General features: G+C 40.3%; 19 protein-coding genes and 1 riboswitch. Of the genes, 11 read left to right on the top strand and 8 right to left on the bottom strand.

The window, feature by feature from the left end:
- Positions 1–24 precede the first annotated feature (24 nt).
- Positions 25–606 (top strand): ATP-dependent Clp endopeptidase proteolytic subunit ClpP, encoded by a 582-nt coding sequence (clpP, locus tag ACN6NE_RS03655; protein WP_028409805.1) that lies wholly within the window; start codon positions 25–27, stop codon positions 604–606.
- Positions 607–751: 145 nt separating this feature from the next.
- Positions 752–1,396, top strand: coding sequence for a Bax inhibitor-1/YccA family protein (locus ACN6NE_RS03650; RefSeq protein ID WP_129704034.1), 645 nt, complete (start codon positions 752–754; stop codon positions 1,394–1,396).
- 40 nt (positions 1,397–1,436) lie between these two features.
- Here ACN6NE_RS03650 and ACN6NE_RS03645 read toward each other — a convergent pair whose 3' ends face one another.
- Positions 1,437–1,682, bottom strand: coding sequence for a hypothetical protein (locus tag ACN6NE_RS03645; protein ID WP_240702406.1), 246 nt, complete (start codon positions 1,680–1,682; stop codon positions 1,437–1,439).
- 153 nt (positions 1,683–1,835) lie between these two features.
- Here ACN6NE_RS03645 and ACN6NE_RS03640 point away from each other — a divergent pair, with 153 nt between their 5' ends.
- Positions 1,836–2,519, top strand: a complete 684-nt coding sequence (locus tag ACN6NE_RS03640; protein WP_240702404.1) for a hypothetical protein — start codon at positions 1,836–1,838, stop codon at positions 2,517–2,519.
- A gap of 104 nt (positions 2,520–2,623) precedes the next feature.
- On the opposite strand, the gene ACN6NE_RS03635 is transcribed toward ACN6NE_RS03640, so the two are convergent.
- The 3 genes from ACN6NE_RS03635 to ACN6NE_RS03625 all read right to left on the bottom strand — a co-directional run bounded on the left by ACN6NE_RS03635 (position 2,624) and on the right by ACN6NE_RS03625 (position 5,326).
- Positions 2,624–2,785 carry a hypothetical protein gene (locus ACN6NE_RS03635; RefSeq protein ID WP_165351661.1) on the bottom strand — a complete coding sequence of 54 codons (162 nt, stop codon included), beginning with the start codon at positions 2,783–2,785 and terminating at the stop codon, positions 2,624–2,626.
- A 67-nt stretch (positions 2,786–2,852) separates the two neighbouring features.
- The gene (locus tag ACN6NE_RS03630; RefSeq protein ID WP_129704030.1) at positions 2,853–4,169 is read right to left on the bottom strand and encodes a CitMHS family transporter; all 1,317 of its coding nucleotides are present in this window, start codon (positions 4,167–4,169) and stop codon (positions 2,853–2,855) included.
- Between the two features lie 296 nt (positions 4,170–4,465).
- Positions 4,466–5,326: a LysR family transcriptional regulator gene (locus ACN6NE_RS03625; RefSeq protein ID WP_014458763.1), complete on the bottom strand. Its 861-nt coding sequence runs from the start codon at positions 5,324–5,326 to the stop codon at positions 4,466–4,468.
- A 185-nt stretch (positions 5,327–5,511) separates the two neighbouring features.
- Here ACN6NE_RS03625 and ACN6NE_RS03620 point away from each other — a divergent pair, with 185 nt between their 5' ends.
- The 3 genes from ACN6NE_RS03620 to ACN6NE_RS03610 all read left to right on the top strand — a co-directional run bounded on the left by ACN6NE_RS03620 (position 5,512) and on the right by ACN6NE_RS03610 (position 8,237).
- Positions 5,512–6,639 carry a 2-methylaconitate cis-trans isomerase PrpF family protein gene (locus ACN6NE_RS03620; RefSeq protein WP_129705166.1) on the top strand — a complete coding sequence of 376 codons (1,128 nt, stop codon included), beginning with the start codon at positions 5,512–5,514 and terminating at the stop codon, positions 6,637–6,639.
- A 93-nt stretch (positions 6,640–6,732) separates the two neighbouring features.
- Entirely contained in the window at positions 6,733–7,398 is a 666-nt protein-coding gene (locus ACN6NE_RS03615) for a cyclase family protein (RefSeq protein ID WP_474324571.1), read from the top strand.
- Complete coding sequence (locus tag ACN6NE_RS03610; RefSeq protein ID WP_474324569.1) at positions 7,395–8,237, top strand: GNAT family N-acetyltransferase; 843 nt, start codon at positions 7,395–7,397, stop codon at positions 8,235–8,237. The genes ACN6NE_RS03615 and ACN6NE_RS03610 overlap by 4 nt, the downstream gene beginning before the upstream one ends.
- 27 nt (positions 8,238–8,264) lie before the next feature.
- Here ACN6NE_RS03610 and ACN6NE_RS03605 read toward each other — a convergent pair whose 3' ends face one another.
- Entirely contained in the window at positions 8,265–8,837 is a 573-nt protein-coding gene (locus tag ACN6NE_RS03605; protein WP_474324567.1) for a YjgB family protein, read from the bottom strand.
- Positions 8,838–9,259: 422 nt separating this feature from the next.
- Positions 9,260–9,418, bottom strand: a complete 159-nt coding sequence (locus ACN6NE_RS03600) for a hypothetical protein (RefSeq protein ID WP_474324565.1) — start codon at positions 9,416–9,418, stop codon at positions 9,260–9,262.
- Positions 9,419–9,750: 332 nt separating this feature from the next.
- Positions 9,751–9,857: riboswitch (SAM riboswitch) on the top strand.
- Between the two features lie 75 nt (positions 9,858–9,932).
- On the opposite strand from ACN6NE_RS03600, the gene ACN6NE_RS03595 reads away from it, so the two are divergent.
- The 5 genes from ACN6NE_RS03595 (at position 9,933) to ACN6NE_RS03575 (ending at position 15,191) form a co-directional block, all read left to right on the top strand.
- The gene (locus ACN6NE_RS03595; protein ID WP_474324564.1) at positions 9,933–10,943 is read left to right on the top strand and encodes a BMP family lipoprotein; all 1,011 of its coding nucleotides are present in this window, start codon (positions 9,933–9,935) and stop codon (positions 10,941–10,943) included.
- An 82-nt stretch (positions 10,944–11,025) separates the two neighbouring features.
- The gene (locus tag ACN6NE_RS03590) at positions 11,026–12,558 is read left to right on the top strand and encodes an ABC transporter ATP-binding protein (protein ID WP_474325202.1); all 1,533 of its coding nucleotides are present in this window, start codon (positions 11,026–11,028) and stop codon (positions 12,556–12,558) included.
- Positions 12,533–13,600 carry an ABC transporter permease gene (locus ACN6NE_RS03585; protein ID WP_474324562.1) on the top strand — a complete coding sequence of 356 codons (1,068 nt, stop codon included), beginning with the start codon at positions 12,533–12,535 and terminating at the stop codon, positions 13,598–13,600. The genes ACN6NE_RS03590 and ACN6NE_RS03585 overlap by 26 nt, the downstream gene beginning before the upstream one ends.
- A complete protein-coding gene (locus ACN6NE_RS03580; protein WP_129704019.1) occupies positions 13,587–14,504 on the top strand; it encodes an ABC transporter permease in 918 nt (305 codons plus the stop codon). Before ACN6NE_RS03585 ends, ACN6NE_RS03580 begins: the two co-directional genes overlap by 14 nt.
- Positions 14,505–14,528: 24 nt before the next feature.
- The gene (locus tag ACN6NE_RS03575) at positions 14,529–15,191 is read left to right on the top strand and encodes a sulfite oxidase-like oxidoreductase (protein ID WP_474324560.1); all 663 of its coding nucleotides are present in this window, start codon (positions 14,529–14,531) and stop codon (positions 15,189–15,191) included.
- Between the two features lie 33 nt (positions 15,192–15,224).
- Here ACN6NE_RS03575 and ACN6NE_RS03570 read toward each other — a convergent pair whose 3' ends face one another.
- Both ACN6NE_RS03570 and moaC read right to left on the bottom strand, forming a co-directional pair.
- Positions 15,225–15,737: a MogA/MoaB family molybdenum cofactor biosynthesis protein gene (locus ACN6NE_RS03570; protein ID WP_474324558.1), complete on the bottom strand. Its 513-nt coding sequence runs from the start codon at positions 15,735–15,737 to the stop codon at positions 15,225–15,227.
- A gap of 12 nt (positions 15,738–15,749) precedes the next feature.
- A complete protein-coding gene (gene moaC, locus ACN6NE_RS03565) occupies positions 15,750–16,238 on the bottom strand; it encodes a cyclic pyranopterin monophosphate synthase MoaC (RefSeq protein ID WP_129704013.1) in 489 nt (162 codons plus the stop codon).
- Positions 16,239–16,300 lie beyond the last annotated feature (62 nt).

Raw genomic sequence — 16,300 nt, 5'->3', positions numbered from 1 at the left:
TTACGTGTGATAAGGAGGATATATATGAGTACGATTCCATATGTAATTGAACAAAGTAACCGCGGTGAACGTTCGTATGATATTTATTCGAGGCTGTTAAAAGACCGAATTATTTTAATTGGTGATGAAATCAATGATCATATTGCCAACAGCGTGGTTGCGCAGCTGCTATTTCTCGCGGCGGATGATCCTAAAAAAGATATTTCACTTTATATTAACAGCCCCGGAGGTTCGACTTCAGCAGGGTTTGCGATTTATGATACGATGCAGTATATCGAGCCGGACGTTCAAACGATTTGCACGGGCATGGCTGCTTCTTTTGGCGCACTGCTTCTCCTAGCAGGAGCAAAAGGAAAGCGCTATGCACTTCCGAATAGTGAAGTCATGATTCACCAGCCGCTAGGAGGGGCTAGAGGGCAAGCGACTGAAATTGAAATTAGCGCTCGCCGAATTTTAAAGCTCAAGCAGCACATTAATGAAATCATATCAACACGAACGGGACAGCCGGTTGAAAAAGTGGCAAACGATACGGAACGAGATTATTTCATGAGTGCTGAAGAAGCAAAGGCTTACGGAATTATTGACGGTATTCTTTTGCCGAAATAAAGAGGTAACAAGTAAGCATAGACGGCAGGGTCTATGCTTACTTGTCTATAAAAATAAGAAAAAAGACCTTAGTATTATCTTTATTTTTCTTAAAAAGGTAGGTATTATATAAAATATAACAGATTTTAGAAAGAAGGTTTTACACATGCAAGAAGTGATTGGAGTAGAGCAGCGGTCTCTGTTTCAAAAAGTATTAGTAACATTTATTTTTTCGTTATTTATTTCCACAGTTGGCTTATACGTAGGTCAATATGTGCCGCCCGCTTATTTTATTCCGTTAGCGATTGCTGAACTTGTGATGCTGGTTACGGCATTTATGTTACGAAAGAAAAAAAGCGTAGGATATGGTTTTACATATGCGTTTTCATTTATATCAGGCATCACGCTCTTTCCAATTGTTAGCCACTATGCGTCAGTAGCGGGAGCGCAAGTCGTTCTTTATGCGTTTGGAAGCACGTTCGTTATTTTTACGGTGATGGGTGTAATTGGCGCAAAAACAAAAAAAGATCTAGGGTTTTTAGGCAGCTTTTTATTAGTGGCGCTGTTAGCATTAGTGTGCATCAGTATTTTCTCGCTGTTTAGTCCATTAACAACGCCTGGACTCATGGCATTTTCAGTGATTGGTACCATCGTTTTCTCACTTTATGTGCTGTATGATTTTAATAAAATGAAGCACGGTGAAATCACAGAAGAGCTTGTTCCAATTTTGGCACTGTCTTTGTATTTAGATTTTATTAATCTATTCATCAACTTGCTTCGCTTTTTCGGTATTTTAGGAAGCGATGATTAATATTAATAAGAAAAACCTGTTGTCACAACAGGTTTTTCTTTTATTTATTCTCCGCTGTCTCCATCTCTATCCTCGCTAACGTCATCCTCTGTTTTTTCATAGTTTGGTCCGGTAGCGTAAGGTTCTTTAAAAAACTTTTCAAGCCACGTGGAGCTTGTAGCGACCGCGCCGTTTTAGCGTGAATAAATTCAATGATTGTATATATTTCAACGGCTTGCTTTCGATATTTCCGAAATAAAAATGCGCTGACAACAACGCCAATGCTGATGATTATATACGTATTCATGAAAGCCTCCTTATAAAAGGGTTAGTATTTATGTATGCCAGATAAAGAAAGGATATGTGAATCTAAACGAAGTTCGTTTAGTGGTGCGAGCCTTTAAAAAAATGATAGTATAGAGCAGGTACATAGAGAACGTAAACATTTTTGGAAGGATGCATGTTAGTGGTGAATTTTAAAGAGTTTTTTACTATTTCTTCGTATGAAGTAATGGAGCATTTGAGTCGAAAAGAAAACGGAAAGAATATAGATGAATATGAAGTGATGCTGTATAACGAAAACATTAGTCAAACGGAAAATGTAAAAATCAAATTCAAAAAGACGAACGATGAAATAGAAGCGGAAAAGGTACAAACGCTCTCTTATTTTAATAAACAGCGTCCTAAACAACCATGTGCGATTTGCGGCAGCGAAATGATGGTAAAAGAGAACAGCAGCGAAGAACCAGAAGTTTATGTACATGATTGTTCATTTAACAGTGAGGAAATAGAGGATTGTTTAAGAGAACTAGTACAAAATGAACTTTTACAGGATAGATTTACTCAAGAAGAATTCGACCGGAACTATGGAGTGAATTACCGTGATGACAGTAGTAAAGAATATGGCTTTTACGACGCGCAGCAACGAAATACTTTTTATACCATCTTTAACGATAGTGTTTATCACACTTCCTACGCAGGACCACAAGAGTTACGCTGTAAGTTTTGCGGGATGGATGAAGAGCTGCTTGTTGTAGACGGAGCTTTCTATCAAAAATGCTCAGTGCTAACTCCACATACAAATCAAATTATTGATATGATTGAAGCTAGGAAACAAAACGAACCAGACTTAACAAAACGTTGACGAGAGAAAAGGGCCGGAGCTTGAGAAGAACATAAAAAAGAAGCTTCCTTTTGAGCGAAAGGAAGCTTATCAAGTTTGTACCTATAGGGTTGAGTGGTGCATAATTAAATAGCTATTGGAATAACCGATGAATCATTAAAGTAAACAACTTCTGAAAGAATACTGCAGCCTTTCAGGTTTTTGAGCTGAGAAAGGGCTTCTTCTTTACTAGCAAACTCGTACATTCTCATTTCACCTTTTCCTACATAACACGTAATTACATACATTTTAGAAGTACCTCCACCTATCATTTATCAATTTATTAATAAAAAGCCATAACGGCTTTTATTCCTATTAAAATAGCGTAAGTGCGCCTGTGACAATAGCAAGGACAATCAGAACAAGAGACGTTAAAACGGCCCATTTAAATGCAAAGCGCTGATGTTCACCAAGGTCAACACCTACCATACCTACAAGTAAGAAAGTAGACGCAACGAGTGGACTTAACAGATGAACAGGTTGTCCGAGTACTGACGCTCGCGCAATTTCCATCGGATCAATTCCGTAAGAAGTAGCAGTTTCAGCAAATATTGGTAAAACACCGAAGTAATAGGCGTCGTTACTCATCACAAATGTAAACGGCATGCTTGTTAAAGCGACGATTGTCGGTAAAAACGAACCGAGTGAATCAGGGACTAAATGAATTAACAGGCTGGCCATTTCATCCACCATTTTAGTGCCGGATAGTATTCCTGTAAAAATACCGGCTGCAAAAACAAGGGCTGCAACGGTTAGTGCGTTGCCTGCATGAGCCATTAAACGTTCTTTTTGGTCCTCAAGTTTTGGGTAGTTAATCATAAGAGCAAGCGCAAAACCAATCATAAATAAAACAGAAACTGACCAAATACCAGAAACCAATACGACCATGAGTGCAATGGTTAAAGCTAAGTTAATCCAGATCTTTTTAGGCTGTGTAATATCTTCCTGAGAAGTTAAGGACGCGTCTTCAGCAAAAGCAAACGAGCTTTTTAGCTCAAACTGCTCGATGTCAATAGCACCAAGTCGTCTGCGCTCTTTTTTTCCAAGAATATAGCCCGTAAAAATCACCCACAAAGCTCCGCCAATTAACGTTGGAAGAAGTGGAATAAAGAACTCTGATGCATCGAGGTGAAGGGCGACAATCGCACGAGTAGCCGGGCCTCCCCAAGGCGTCATGCTGCTCATAATACTAAGAGAAAGCATCGCAACTGTCGTTAACACTAACGGACTCATATTCAGGCGTTTATAAAGTGGAAGAAGAGCAGAAACCGTAATCATATAAGTGGTTGTACCGTCTCCGTCTAGTGCAACTAAAAGCGATAGAAGAGCCGTTCCGATGACTATTTTAAGCGGATCGCCTTTTACGATTTTTAACAGCTGCTTAATTAATGGATCAAACAGTCCGGCATCAATCATAACCCCGAAATATAAGATGGCGAACAGCAGCATCGCAGCTGACGGAGCTACTTGTTTTAACCCTTCTAGCATCATGTCTCCGACGCCTTTACCAAACCCTCCAATCACCGCAAAAAGAAGTGGAATGACCATTAAAGCTACGATAGGAGACATCCTTTTTGACATAATGAGATACGTAAAGACAATAATCATTGTAAAACCTAGTAGTGCTAGCATTCAAACAACCTCCTTTATTTTCCCTCTTTTCTCTGAAAGCGTTTTCTTTTAGAGTAAAAAAACGTGACTAACATCTCTCATCCCCATGTATGAGTCGTAGTTTGATTATTAAGAATTTTTAAAGCCGCTCTTTACTCCCGCTGATGTTTCTTGTTTTCATGTTAGTACATTTTTAAAAATAAAGGAAATATAGGTTTTTTTAGAAAGTTCATAAAAAATTTTTATAATGGTAGTCTAGAAAAAAGCTTGGTCTAAAAGAGAGATTCTTCCAAGACGCAAACTTTTTAGCTTTTGCTTTATTTTTCACTTAGCTTTAAAAAGTCAATAAATGCTTTCACGACCGATAAATTCAAGTAAGAAGGATCATACATGAGCCACGTGTTTCGAAGCAAAGGTGATTCATCTCGGTACGAAAGTCCGTATGTATATAAGTTGTCGCTGGAGTGAAGGCAAATTTCAGGTAAAATTGCAAAGCCTAAATCATTTTTGACCATTTCTTTGGCCGTTTCTTGCCGGTCAACTTCCATTGCCACAAACGGAGGCTCTGAAAACTTGTCATGCCACCAGTCTTGAATGAGATCTTTTAGCGACGTATCGGTTTTATAATTAATATAAGGCAGGTTCGGCAAGTCATCGATCGCAATTTCTTTTTTCGAAATTAAGCAAAGCCGCTCTTTCGTCAGCAGTGATTTTTCTCCGTTCCACGGGTAATTGCCTCGTAAAATACCAACGTGCACACGCGAAGAGTCTAATAGATTCATAACTTGCGTACTCCAGCCCGTATTGACGCTGAACTGTACATTTGGGTAGTGAAGAGAGAACTGCTTTAAAATTTTAGGAAGCTTATGCTGTGCAAAGTTACTCGATACCCCTAAGCGAAGTGTTCCCGTAACGGTTTCGCTCATATTACGCATGCTGTCTTTTGTTTCCTGCAGCTGCTTCCACATATTTTCCGCATAGCGAACAAGATGCTCACCTTCAGATGTAAACTCAATTCCTTTTTTCGTTTTGAAAAAAAGCGTTACGCCAAATTCTTCTTCAAGATTTTTAAGGCGGTAGCTTAAAGAAGGCTGCGATACGTAGAGCCTTTCAGCCGTTCGCGTAATGTTCTTTTCTTCGTGAAGCGTTTTAATTAATATCCAATCTTTTTGATCCATCCCAATTCCCCCTTGTATTTAGATTATAAAAAAATTTTTAAAAAGACAATAAATTTTATGTATTTTACTTATGACCACCTCTATTATACGATAAATGGCAAATGAACCGGTTCTAAATAGTAAAAAAAATAAAATGGTTTGATGAACGCCTCGGCGTTTGTTAGTAGGGGAGAAAGGTGATTAAGATGACGCGTATTCCTGTAACGGTTATGAGAGGTGGAACGAGTAAAGGAGTCTTTATCAATCATGAAGAAATGCCTGTGAACAAGTCGGATTGGGAACCGTTTTTGCTAGATATAATGGGAAGTCCGGATCAACGTCAAATTGACGGGTTAGGCGGAGCCAATTCGCTGACGAGTAAAATTGCGATTATAAAAAAATCAGATTTAGAGAAAGCCGACGTAGACTATACGTTTGCGCAGGTCAGCATCAGCGAATCTCTCGTTGATTTTAAAGGAAACTGCGGCAATATCTCTTCAGCAGTCGGACCTTATGCAATCGAACAAGGACTGGTACAAGCTGTGGAACCGGTGACTAAAGTGCGGGTTTATAATACGAATACTAAAAAAGTAATTGTAGCGGAAGTAGAAGTAGAAAACGGAAAAGTGAAAACAAAAGGATCGTGTATGATTCCTGGAGTGCCGGGTACGGGTTCACCCATTTATCTTTCGTTTGAAAACGGAGAAGGAGCCGTTACCGGAAAACTGCTGCCGACCGGAAACGCTATCGATCTTCTGCCAACATCCATTGGGACAATAAAAGCATCAATTGTTGATGTAGGAAATCCGCTTGTATTTGTTAAAGCAGCGGATATTGGCCTAAAGGGAACAGAACTTCCGCATGAATACACGAACAAACAGCTGAAGCTATTTGAAGAAATTCGCTCCATCGCAGCGGAAAAAGCGGGGCTCGCACCTCAAGACAAAGCAACAAAACTATCACCAGCCGTTCCGAAAATGACGATTATTGCGCCTCCTATGAACCATCGCGACGGGACCGGAAGAGAGAAAAATGCTTCTCAAATGGACGTATTAATCCGGATGATGTCGATGCAAAAACCGCATCAAACGCTTGCAATTACAGGAGCAATTTGTACAACGGCGGCTATTTATACAAAAGGCACGCTTCTGTCAGAAATGGTTCAACTAAAAGGCGATACCGTTCGACTTGCTCATCCAATGGGAATTATGGAAACCAGTGTGGATCTAAAAGATGGACAGGTTAACGGAATCAAAGTAGTGCGTACAGCCCGTCTTATTTTTGAAGGATTTGTTTATACAAAGCATACGTACGATGTATGTTTATCAAGTTAATAACGTTCTCTAAAAAAAGCTCTTTCTAGGAACTAGGAAGAGCTTTTTTATGTTAGAATATTTTTACTGAATATTGAAAAAGTTGGTGAAGGTATGAAAAAAAGAACATATATTGACCTAAGTCACGTAATTGAAGACGGAGTTATCACACATAAAGGTTTGCCGGCACCGATCATTTGTGACTATTTAAGCCGAGAAGAGTCTAAAAAGCTGTATGAACCAGGGACTGAATTTCAAATCGGTAAAATTGAAATGGTCACGAATACCGGTACGTATATTGATGTGCCGTTTCACAGATACAAAGACGGAGCGGATTTAGCTCAAACGGCTATTGGTAAAACAGCCGGACTGGAAGGAATAGTGGTTTCAGTCGACCCGACTTTAACGGTTATTGATGAATCTCATTTTCAACATATAGACGTAAAAGGCAAAGCGGTATTAATTCACACGGGATGGGATCGCTACTGGAATACAGACGATTATTTAGAAAACCATCCATACTTAACAGAAGGCGCGGCAGCTTATTTAGTGTCTCAACAGCCCGCTCTTGTCGGAATTGATTCGATGAATATTGACGACACAAAAGGAAAAGCAAGACCAGCTCATACGCTGCTGTTAGGAGCGGACATTGTAATTGCTGAACACTTATGTCACTTAGATCAACTAACGGAGTCCTTTTTATTTTACGCCGTGCCTCCTAAAATAAAAGGAGTTGGAACGTTTCCGGTAAGAGCATTTGCCGAGGTAGAAAGAAAATGATCCAGTTACATAGATATATAGAAGTGCAGGAGTTTAAAAACCATGTAGAACCGCTTTTAGCGAAAAATGAAATTCTTCATAACTTAGCGCTTGGCATTTTACACAGCTTAAATGAAAGCAGCAAACCAAATTTTATGGGTGTTATTTTAAAAGACAGCTGTGTTGCGCTAGTATTACTGCAAACCCATCCTAAGCAAATCATCCTGTCTCAAATACAGAAGCTAACGGAGCGTGAACTAAGCGAAGCGGCGGAGCTGTTACAAGAAATCGACATACCGGGCTTAGTTGGAGAAAGACAAACAGTTTTATATCTTTCTCAAAAACTAGCAACGCTAAAAAATCAAGAAGCTTCTTTGAAAATGGATCAGCGTATTTACCGGTTAGACAAAATAAAAAAAGCTGCGGATGCTGAAGGAATGCTGGTAAAAGCAAGGTTGGAGCACCTTTCGCTCGTAACGGAGTGGGTTCGAGAGTTTATGTATATCATTGGGGAGCCTATATCGAAAGAACAAGCTGTCAAAACAGGAGAAGCTTTTATTAAAGCAGGACGGTTATTTTTATGGGAAGTGAATGGCAAGTACGTATCCATGGCAAATGCCGCGCGTCCAACAGCTCATAATATTACGATTAACTATGTGTACACGCCTCTTGAAGCACGTAAAAAAGGCTATGCCTCAAGCTGTGTGTCCGCACTTTCTCAGCTTATGCTAGACGAAGGGTTTCAAACAACAAGTCTATACACAGATATGACAAATCCTACGTCTAACAAGATTTATATGGAGATTGGGTATGAACACGTAGCCGATTCAGCATTGGTTTTATTTCATGAAAAAAAGTAGCAGGCTGTCTGCTACTTTTTCTATTACTTAAGGCTTTTCAACTAAGTTTACGTGATTTAACGTTTTGGTATCGTCAAAAATAAATTCAAGATCATAGGCGCCGGCATGATACGTGTACTTTGTTTGAGTCGCACCATCACCTTTTACTTTACTTGTAAAGTTCGGCTGACCTAATTCTTTCTTTAAGTTAGCTTGCGTGATGGAGCCTAGATTTGTTTGACGCTCTACATTTGTACCAAAATAGCGGATTTCGTTAATGACGTTATTTTGGTCATAGCCAAATGCATATCCAGGGTGACCCATTTCCGCATGATAGTAGTCAAAGTTGTTTGATGAACCTTCAGGCGGCGGACCGAACTGATCACGGACATCTTGACGAAGGCTTTTACCAATTTTTAAGTCTGCTGTTAAGCGTGGCACTTCACCTTGCACCGCCGCATTATAAATTTCATTAATGTTTTTTACAGCTGTTTGACTGCTTGTTTCTTGAGAGGTAGCTGCATGTGTTGGTGTATCAAACTGAGCGACAGGAGCAAATCCAAAAGCAGCAATTCCTGTAATCGTTGCAGCAGCAGCTGCTTTTGATAATCGCTGTTTCATTTTTACAATTTTTCCTCCTTAGTATATATGGATTTAGCAACTCTGGCCCACCTAAAGGGCAGGTGGGTCGGAGCTGCTAGACCTAAGCGTTTGCCGCCCTCCCTTGCGGGGCAGGCAGCATCCGCATAGGTGAACCCTTGTGGGAGTAGTCAAGGAGTCTTAGTTGAGTTGGTAACTGATATATATAATTTAACACGTCTTTTAGAATGTAAACGTCAGTTAAAGTAAAAAGTAAAAAACAATTCATTTATCATAGGTGAAAAGATTGGTTTCTATTCCTTTATTAGGTAAAAAACGTAATATAGAGAGGATTCTAATTCATTATAAAATATTAGGTATTAACCGAGATTACTATATACTAAAGCAACTAAAAGAAAACACCACCCTATGAATACAAGGTGGTGTTTTTTAGTTAGATTATCTTACCTTAGTTTTGCTCTTGCTATCCCTGTTACTGCAATACTAGTAATAAAAATAACTACGATTTCAACATTGGTTGGGGTATCAAAAAATATTTTTGATACCGCCAAAGCGATAATGAATCCAAGGGCTACTCCAGATAATTCTTTTATCAATTTCAACGTTAACACCTCTTAAAAAATATCGCTGAGGAAAAGTCTAACATTCTTGGTGAAGTGATTTCAATCGATAGTGGATTAACAAAAGAGATATAATAAAAGTGCTCTGCTACACATGACCCTTCTAGAAGACTAGCAGACTTACCGTAAGCGCTTTGCTAGGAGGAAGGAATACGATGATTAATTTAGAAGATTGATCTGTATTTTAGTAGACTAAAACCGTATAATCCTATCTGTTTTTAAAGTTTTTTTGCGTGAAAAAGAAAAATAATATTGACAATTGTTAAAAAACTATTAATATTGACTATATTACATAAAACAAATAGCTATTGTTTTCCTTATCAAGAGAGGTGGAGGGACTGGCCCTGTGAAACCCGGCAACCGCTGTCTATGACAGAATGGTGCCAAATCCTTAAGAACAGTATGTTCTTGAAGATGAGGAAGAGACGTTTGGTTAACGAGCTCTTCCTTTTTATAAAGGAAGAGCTTTTTTTATATTATAGGGGGAGTAAGTTAAATGAAGAGATTTCTTATTTTAGCAGTTGCGCTTGTACTACTCGTAACTGGCTGTCAGTCCAAAAGCACAAAAAGTAGTGGAAGCGAAGAGGAAGGAAAGAAGCGAATTGCTCTTGTTTTACCTGAAAAGATTGGGGTTAACCCGTTTTTTCAACAAATGGATGATGGAGCAAAACGCGCTGGGAAGAAGTATAACATTGATGTAAAGACAATTGAGTCTACGGATCAAGCAGCCATTGAAAGTAACTTGCGTGCTGCCGTAGCAGAAAACTATGACTTGATTATTACATCTTCTTTTGAATCCGAAGATGCGTTGAAAAAAGTAGCTCAAGAAAACCCGCAGCGTCAATTTGCGATTATTGATACAGTGGTCGATTTACCAAATGTAAGAAGCGTTGTATTCCGTGAACAAGAAGCTTCATATCTATTAGGAGCAGCGGCAGGATTGGTTACAAAAACGAATAAAGTAGGAATGGTTGCAGCTGATGATATTCCATTATTAAAAAAATGGACGGTAAGTTTTAAAGAAGGATTACAATCAACAAATCCAAAAGCAGAGTTTCTAGTAAACTATGTTGGAAGCTTCTCCGATCCAGCTAAAGCAAAAGAACTTGCTATTTTACAGGCTTCAAAAGGAGCTGACTTTATCGCCGGAGCTTCAGCGGTAGGCGACTTGGGTGTATTTGAAGCAGCAAAAGAAAAGGGTTTTTATACGGCAGGCCAAGATATTGACCGCACGGAAGTAGATCCTGAGCATATCGTTTTATCGCAGTTAAAAGGATCTGATGCGGCAGCTTATGAAACGGTAGAAGCACTGGCAAATGACAAATTTAAATCGGGCGTAGTGACATACGGCTTAAAAGAAAAAGGTGTTGGGTTAACGTATGTGACTCAAGACAGCAAGACGCCTCTTAATGACTTTGTAGGGCAAGATGTAATTGAACAATTAAAAGAAATTAAAGATTCGATTATTGATGGAAAAACAGTGGTAAAAGATCCGTTAGCAAAGTGAGTTGAAAAGAGAAGTCGAGTAAGGCTGGCTTCTCTTTCTTATTTTTGAAAAAATCCTAATGGGGAAAGGAGCAATGAATAGAATGAGTGAGCTGCTGCAGTTAACGAATTTGACGAAGAAATACGGTTCATTTTTAGCAAATGATAACGTGTCCTTTAAACTGAAAAAAGGCGAGGTCCACGCGCTGGTTGGAGAAAATGGCGCTGGAAAAACGACGTTGATGAGAATGCTTTACGGAATGGAAAAGCCGAGTTCAGGAAGTATTCAGCTACATGGGAAAACCGTCTCGTTTTCATCTCCTGCAGATGCGATCAAAAATGGAATAGGCATGGTGCATCAGCATTTTATGGTTTTTCCTCATTTTACAGTGGCTGAAAACATTGTCTTGGGGCATGAGCCAAAGAAAGGCCTCTTTTTTAATAGAAGGCAGGCGAAAGCAGATGTACAGCAATTAACCCAAACCTATCAAATTTCAGTAGATGTTCATAAGAAAGTAAAACATTGCTCAATTGGAGAACAGCAAAAAATTGAAATTTTAAAAGTGCTGTATCAAGGAGCAGAAATCATTATTTTAGACGAGCCTACCGCCGTTCTTACTCCTCATGAAGTGAAGGAACTATTAAAAACAATCCGTTTTTTAGCTTCTCAAGGTAAAAGTATCATTATTATTACACATAAGCTGCAAGAAGTGATGGAAGTAGCGGACCGCATTACGGTTCTTCGAAATGGTAAAGTAGCCGGCGTCACAAATAAAGAAGATACCAATGCTCACCACCTAGCCAGGCTGATGGTAGGGCGAGAATTAAAAGAGCGTCCTGCAAGAATACCATCACAAGGTACCTCTCATTTAAACGTACAAAATCTCTTTTTAAAAGGAAAAGGACAAAAAAATGTACTGCAAAATGTGTCTCTTCACGTTTCTGCAGGCGAAATTGTCGGTATTGCAGGCGTTTCGGGAAATGGACAATCGGAGCTGCTTCAAACAATTGCTGGATTAGTAGAAACAGATAGCGGAAGTATTAAACTTGGAGATGAAGATCTTACAGGGCGATCTGTGCGTGAAAGAAGAGAGGCAGGAATCGCTCATATTCCAGAAGACCGCTATATGTGGGGAGCCTCTAAGGACGATACGATCGAAGAAAATGCACTAATGGGCTATCAGTATAAAGCTTCCTACTCGAAGATGGGCTGGTTGAAAAGAAAGATATTCAAGTCGAGCGTGGAGGAATGGATAAATGAATTTTCGATTAAAGCCACTTCATCTAAGCAAAAAGCTGGAGAACTGTCAGGGGGAAATCTGCAAAAATTGATTGTTGCCAGAGAGCTTGGGCAAAACACTTCTTTTCTACTTGCTGCTGAACCAACGCGAGGAGTGGATATCGGGGCAATGGAACGTATTCATGATGCTTTGATTCAAAAACGGAATAATGGATCTGCTATTTTACTTGTGTCTTCGGAACTGTCGGAGATTATCTCACTATCAGATCGAATTTTAGTTATGTACGAAGGCAGCATTGTTGGAGAGCTTACAAGGAAAGAAGCAACGGAAGAGAAACTAAGCATATTAATGGCAGGAGGAACGGTAGAAGGTGATACAGTTGCAGAAACTTCTTAAATCATTAATCCAGCCGGTTATTGCAGTCATTTTTGGCTTAGCAATAGGAGGCATTATTATTTCCTTAACAGGTGGTTCAGTTCTTCAAACATATACAGAGCTCTGGAATGGAGCGTTTGGTAATTTTTATTTCTTCACTACTACGTTGGCTCGCGCTACGCCTATTCTTTTAATTGCGTTAGGTGTCGGGTTTGCTTTTAGAGCAGGTGTGTTTAATTTAGGGGGAGAAGGACAGATGGTGGTTGGAGCGATTAGCGCAGCAATTGTCGCTTATTACCTGCCAGCTCCAGGGATAGTCAAGCTTATAGCGGCTATTGCAGCTGCTGTTGTGGCAGGAGGTTTGCTTTCTGTTTTAGCAGGCTGGATGGAAGGCGCGTTTAAAATTCAACTCGTCATTTCGACGCTTTTATTAAATTATATCGCTGTTTTATTTGCAAGCTATTTAGCAGGCCATCCGTTTCAAGATAAAACAGGCTCAGCTGCTCTGGCTCAAACGCCTATGATTGAGCAAGGGGCGTGGCTTGGAAAAGTGTTTCAAGGAATGCCTCTTCATATTGGGTTTATCACTGCTCTAGCAGGTGCACTTCTGCTGTGGACTGTGCTTCGCTACTCTGTGTTTGGGTACGAAGTGAACGCATCCGGAAAAAATCCATTGTTCGGGGCGTATGGAGGTATTCATCAAGTAAAAGTCATGCTGTTCAGTATGTTTATTAGCGGGAGCTTGGCTGGATTAGCCGGAGGGTTTGAAGTTCTTGGTTCACAGTACCGTTTTGTAGACGGTGCGCTCACCGTTCCTGGATATGCGTGGACCGGAGTGATGGCTGCCCTGTTAGCAAACTCGAATCCGATCGGCATTGTTTTTACGTCTCTTTTACTTGCCGCTTTGCAAACAGGAGCGATGGGGCTAGAGCGTAATACAGAAATTCCGTTAGAAATTGCGAGTATTATGCAAGCTGTGCTCATTCTATTCATCTCAGCAAAATTCACAAAGCAGTGGTGGAGAGCAAAAAAGAAAGGAGCTGATATTCGTGGAGCTGCTTGATTGGTCACTGTTAAATGCAACGTTACGAATGGTTGCGCCTATTTTATTAGCGGCGCTGGGCGGGATGCTTTGCGCGCGTGTGGGCATATTTAATGTAGGACTAGAAGGTCTGATTTTGATTGGGGCTTTTAGCGGGATTGCCGGCAACTACTATACTCATAATGTCTTTTTTGCTATCGTGATTGCTGCTGGAGCAAGCTTACTTTTTGCGTTGCTGTTTGGAATGATGGTCGTGGTGTTTAAAGCGAATGAAATTGTTGTTGGGGTGTCTATTAATTTTTTAGCACTGGGCTTAACGACATTTTTACTCCGGACTATTTTTCATACAAAAGGTGCCTATTACGATAAAAATATGCAGGGAATAGGCACATGGGATATTCCTTTGATCAAAGACATACCTGTAATCGGCGACATTATTTCAGGACAGTCGCCGCTTGTCTATTTTGCTTTTTTAGCAGCAATTGCTTTTTATATCTTCTTTTATCGAACGATTTTTGGTTTCCGTCTTCTAGCGGTAGGCTACAATAAAGTAGCAGCAAGTACGCTTGGTTTAAAAGCGATCAGATATCAGCTGTTTGCGATTGCAGCATGCGGAATCCTGTGTGGGATTGCCGGAGCACAGCTGTCATTAGGACAAGTCACGATGTTCTCAGAAGGCATGACTTCAGGACGTGGATTTATTGCACTTGTTGCGATGATGCTCGGTCAGTCTCATCCGCTTGGTATTTTAGCGTCAAGTATACTTTTCGGCTTAATGGATGCTGTGAGTACACGGCTGCAAGGTTTTTCAATACCGACCGAGTTTACGATGATGGTCCCTTACGTGCTGACATTAGCAGCGATGTTTTTCTTGCGAGATAAAGGAGTCGAAACGAATCAAACAAGTCAGCAAAGTGTACGCTGATAAAAAAATAAAGAGGTGGTACCTATGAACAAAGCAGACCGTATTAAACGAATGAAAACACCGGAAATTGACCTAAAGTATGAAGGACGAGTGCCTCCAGGCCAGGTAGTAACGGAGCGCTTTCCCATTTTACATGAAGGCGACGTGCCGGATTATAACTTAGAGGAGTGGACGCTTCGTGTGTTTGGATTGGTAGATAAAGAAGTGACGCTTTCGTATCAAGATATATTGGACATGCCGCAAACGACGGTGAAATGCGATATTCACTGCGTAACGAGATGGACAAGACTTGATAATGAATTTACGGGGGTGCTGTTTACAGACTTTTTAAAAGCAATTGGCGTGGAGTTAAAAAGTAAATACATCATGCTGCACGGAGATAATGACTATACGTCAAACATTGAAGTAAAAGATTTACTGAGAGACGATATTCTTCTCGCTCATTCCTTTAACGGAGAGCCGCTTACACCTAAGCATGGATATCCGCTGCGATTAATTGTGCCTCATTTGTACTTTTGGAAAAGTGTCAAATGGCTTCGAGGCTTTGAAGCCATTGATGAAAACCATCCTGGCTTTTGGGAGCAAAACGGCTTTCATCTTAGAGGAGATCCGTTTAAAGAAGAGCGTTTTTCTGGAGAAGATTTAGGCATTCCAGAAGATGAGTGGGTACATAAAGACTATGATTAATAAAAATGCCTATGCGCGCGCATAGGCATTTTGTCAGCGCTGGCGGTTTAATTCCCACACAACGTGGCGAAGTTCAGGTAAAATCAGTTTGGTCATGGCTAGACGAACAGCACCGCTTGATCCTGGTGTAGAAAAAACGGCTTTTTCGTTAATCGTCCCGGCAATTGCTCGGCTCATAATCGCTGCGCTGCCAATGTCTTCGGTGTAGCTCAGCATGCGAAACAGCTCGCCAAACCCAACGATTTCTTTATGAATCAGCGCTTGAACGGCTTCAATCGTGACGTCTCGTTTTGTGATGCCAGTCCCGCCGTTTGTGAGAACAACGTCAATGTCCTCATCACTGCATCCGGCAAGTATCGCTTGTTGAATCGACGTTTGGTCGTCTTTTACAATTTCATAGGAAGCGATCTGCATGTCGTGTTCTTTCAGAAGTTGGATCATCAGCGCGCCGCTTTTATCGGTTTCTTTTGTACGTGTATCGGATACCGTAATGATTTTGCAGCGAACGAGCTGCGTTGCTTTAGATTTATGTTCGTGTACGCTCATTATGTACCTCCTTTACGCTTCTGTGCGTTTGTAGTCACCGTTTTTGCCGCCTGATTTTTCAAGCAGGTACGTTTCGCCGATAATCATCCCTTTATCAATGGCTTTGCACATATCATAGACAGTTAATGCACAGGCAGAAGCAGCGGTTAAAGCTTCCATTTCAACGCCCGTTGAGCCTTCCGTTTTAACAGTTGCTTCTATTACTAAACGGTACTGATCATTGGTTGTATCCCAGTCAAATGAAAGGTTTACGCCTTTTAATAAAAGAGGGTGACACATCGGAATAATGTCAGACGTGCGTTTTGCTGCCATGATTCCCGCTACTTGTGCGACAGCAAGCACATCGCCCTTTCCGATTTTATGTTCTACAATGGCTTCGTGAATTTCTTTATTAACAAGTATGCTTGAACGAGCTGTTGCAACGCGGCGAGTGATAGATTTTTCGCTAATATCGACCATATTGGCACGACCTTGGTCATTAAAATGTGTAAAAGAAGACATCGGTGTTTTCATCCTTTTTCAGTAAATTTTGTTGTATGATAGAAATAGTGAGATATGCTATG

It is taken from the genome of Priestia sp. 53B2 (genome assembly GCF_056099005.1).
Note: the sequence above shows the minus strand (reverse complement) of the source record. Positions and strands in the feature narration are given on the sequence as shown.

Coding starts and splice junctions, on each gene's coding strand:
- ACN6NE_RS03630 (WP_129704030.1), bottom strand. CDS start 4,169: ATGCTAGCACTACTAGGTTTTACAATGATTATTGTCTTTACGTATCTC.
- ACN6NE_RS03590 (WP_474325202.1), top strand. CDS start 11,026: ATGAGTGAGCTGCTGCAGTTAACGAATTTGACGAAGAAATACGGTTCA.
- moaC (WP_129704013.1), bottom strand. CDS start 16,238: ATGTCTTCTTTTACACATTTTAATGACCAAGGTCGTGCCAATATGGTC.
- ACN6NE_RS03625 (WP_014458763.1), bottom strand. CDS start 5,326: ATGGATCAAAAAGATTGGATATTAATTAAAACGCTTCACGAAGAAAAG.
- ACN6NE_RS03570 (WP_474324558.1), bottom strand. CDS start 15,737: ATGAGCGTACACGAACATAAATCTAAAGCAACGCAGCTCGTTCGCTGC.
- ACN6NE_RS03595 (WP_474324564.1), top strand. CDS start 9,933: ATGAAGAGATTTCTTATTTTAGCAGTTGCGCTTGTACTACTCGTAACT.
- ACN6NE_RS03615 (WP_474324571.1), top strand. CDS start 6,733: ATGAAAAAAAGAACATATATTGACCTAAGTCACGTAATTGAAGACGGA.
- ACN6NE_RS03605 (WP_474324567.1), bottom strand. CDS start 8,837: ATGAAACAGCGATTATCAAAAGCAGCTGCTGCTGCAACGATTACAGGA.
- ACN6NE_RS03635 (WP_165351661.1), bottom strand. CDS start 2,785: ATGTATGTAATTACGTGTTATGTAGGAAAAGGTGAAATGAGAATGTAC.
- ACN6NE_RS03650 (WP_129704034.1), top strand. CDS start 752: ATGCAAGAAGTGATTGGAGTAGAGCAGCGGTCTCTGTTTCAAAAAGTA.
- ACN6NE_RS03610 (WP_474324569.1), top strand. CDS start 7,395: ATGATCCAGTTACATAGATATATAGAAGTGCAGGAGTTTAAAAACCAT.
- clpP (WP_028409805.1), top strand. CDS start 25: ATGAGTACGATTCCATATGTAATTGAACAAAGTAACCGCGGTGAACGT.
- ACN6NE_RS03645 (WP_240702406.1), bottom strand. CDS start 1,682: ATGAATACGTATATAATCATCAGCATTGGCGTTGTTGTCAGCGCATTT.
- ACN6NE_RS03620 (WP_129705166.1), top strand. CDS start 5,512: ATGACGCGTATTCCTGTAACGGTTATGAGAGGTGGAACGAGTAAAGGA.
- ACN6NE_RS03640 (WP_240702404.1), top strand. CDS start 1,836: ATGTTAGTGGTGAATTTTAAAGAGTTTTTTACTATTTCTTCGTATGAA.
- ACN6NE_RS03575 (WP_474324560.1), top strand. CDS start 14,529: ATGAACAAAGCAGACCGTATTAAACGAATGAAAACACCGGAAATTGAC.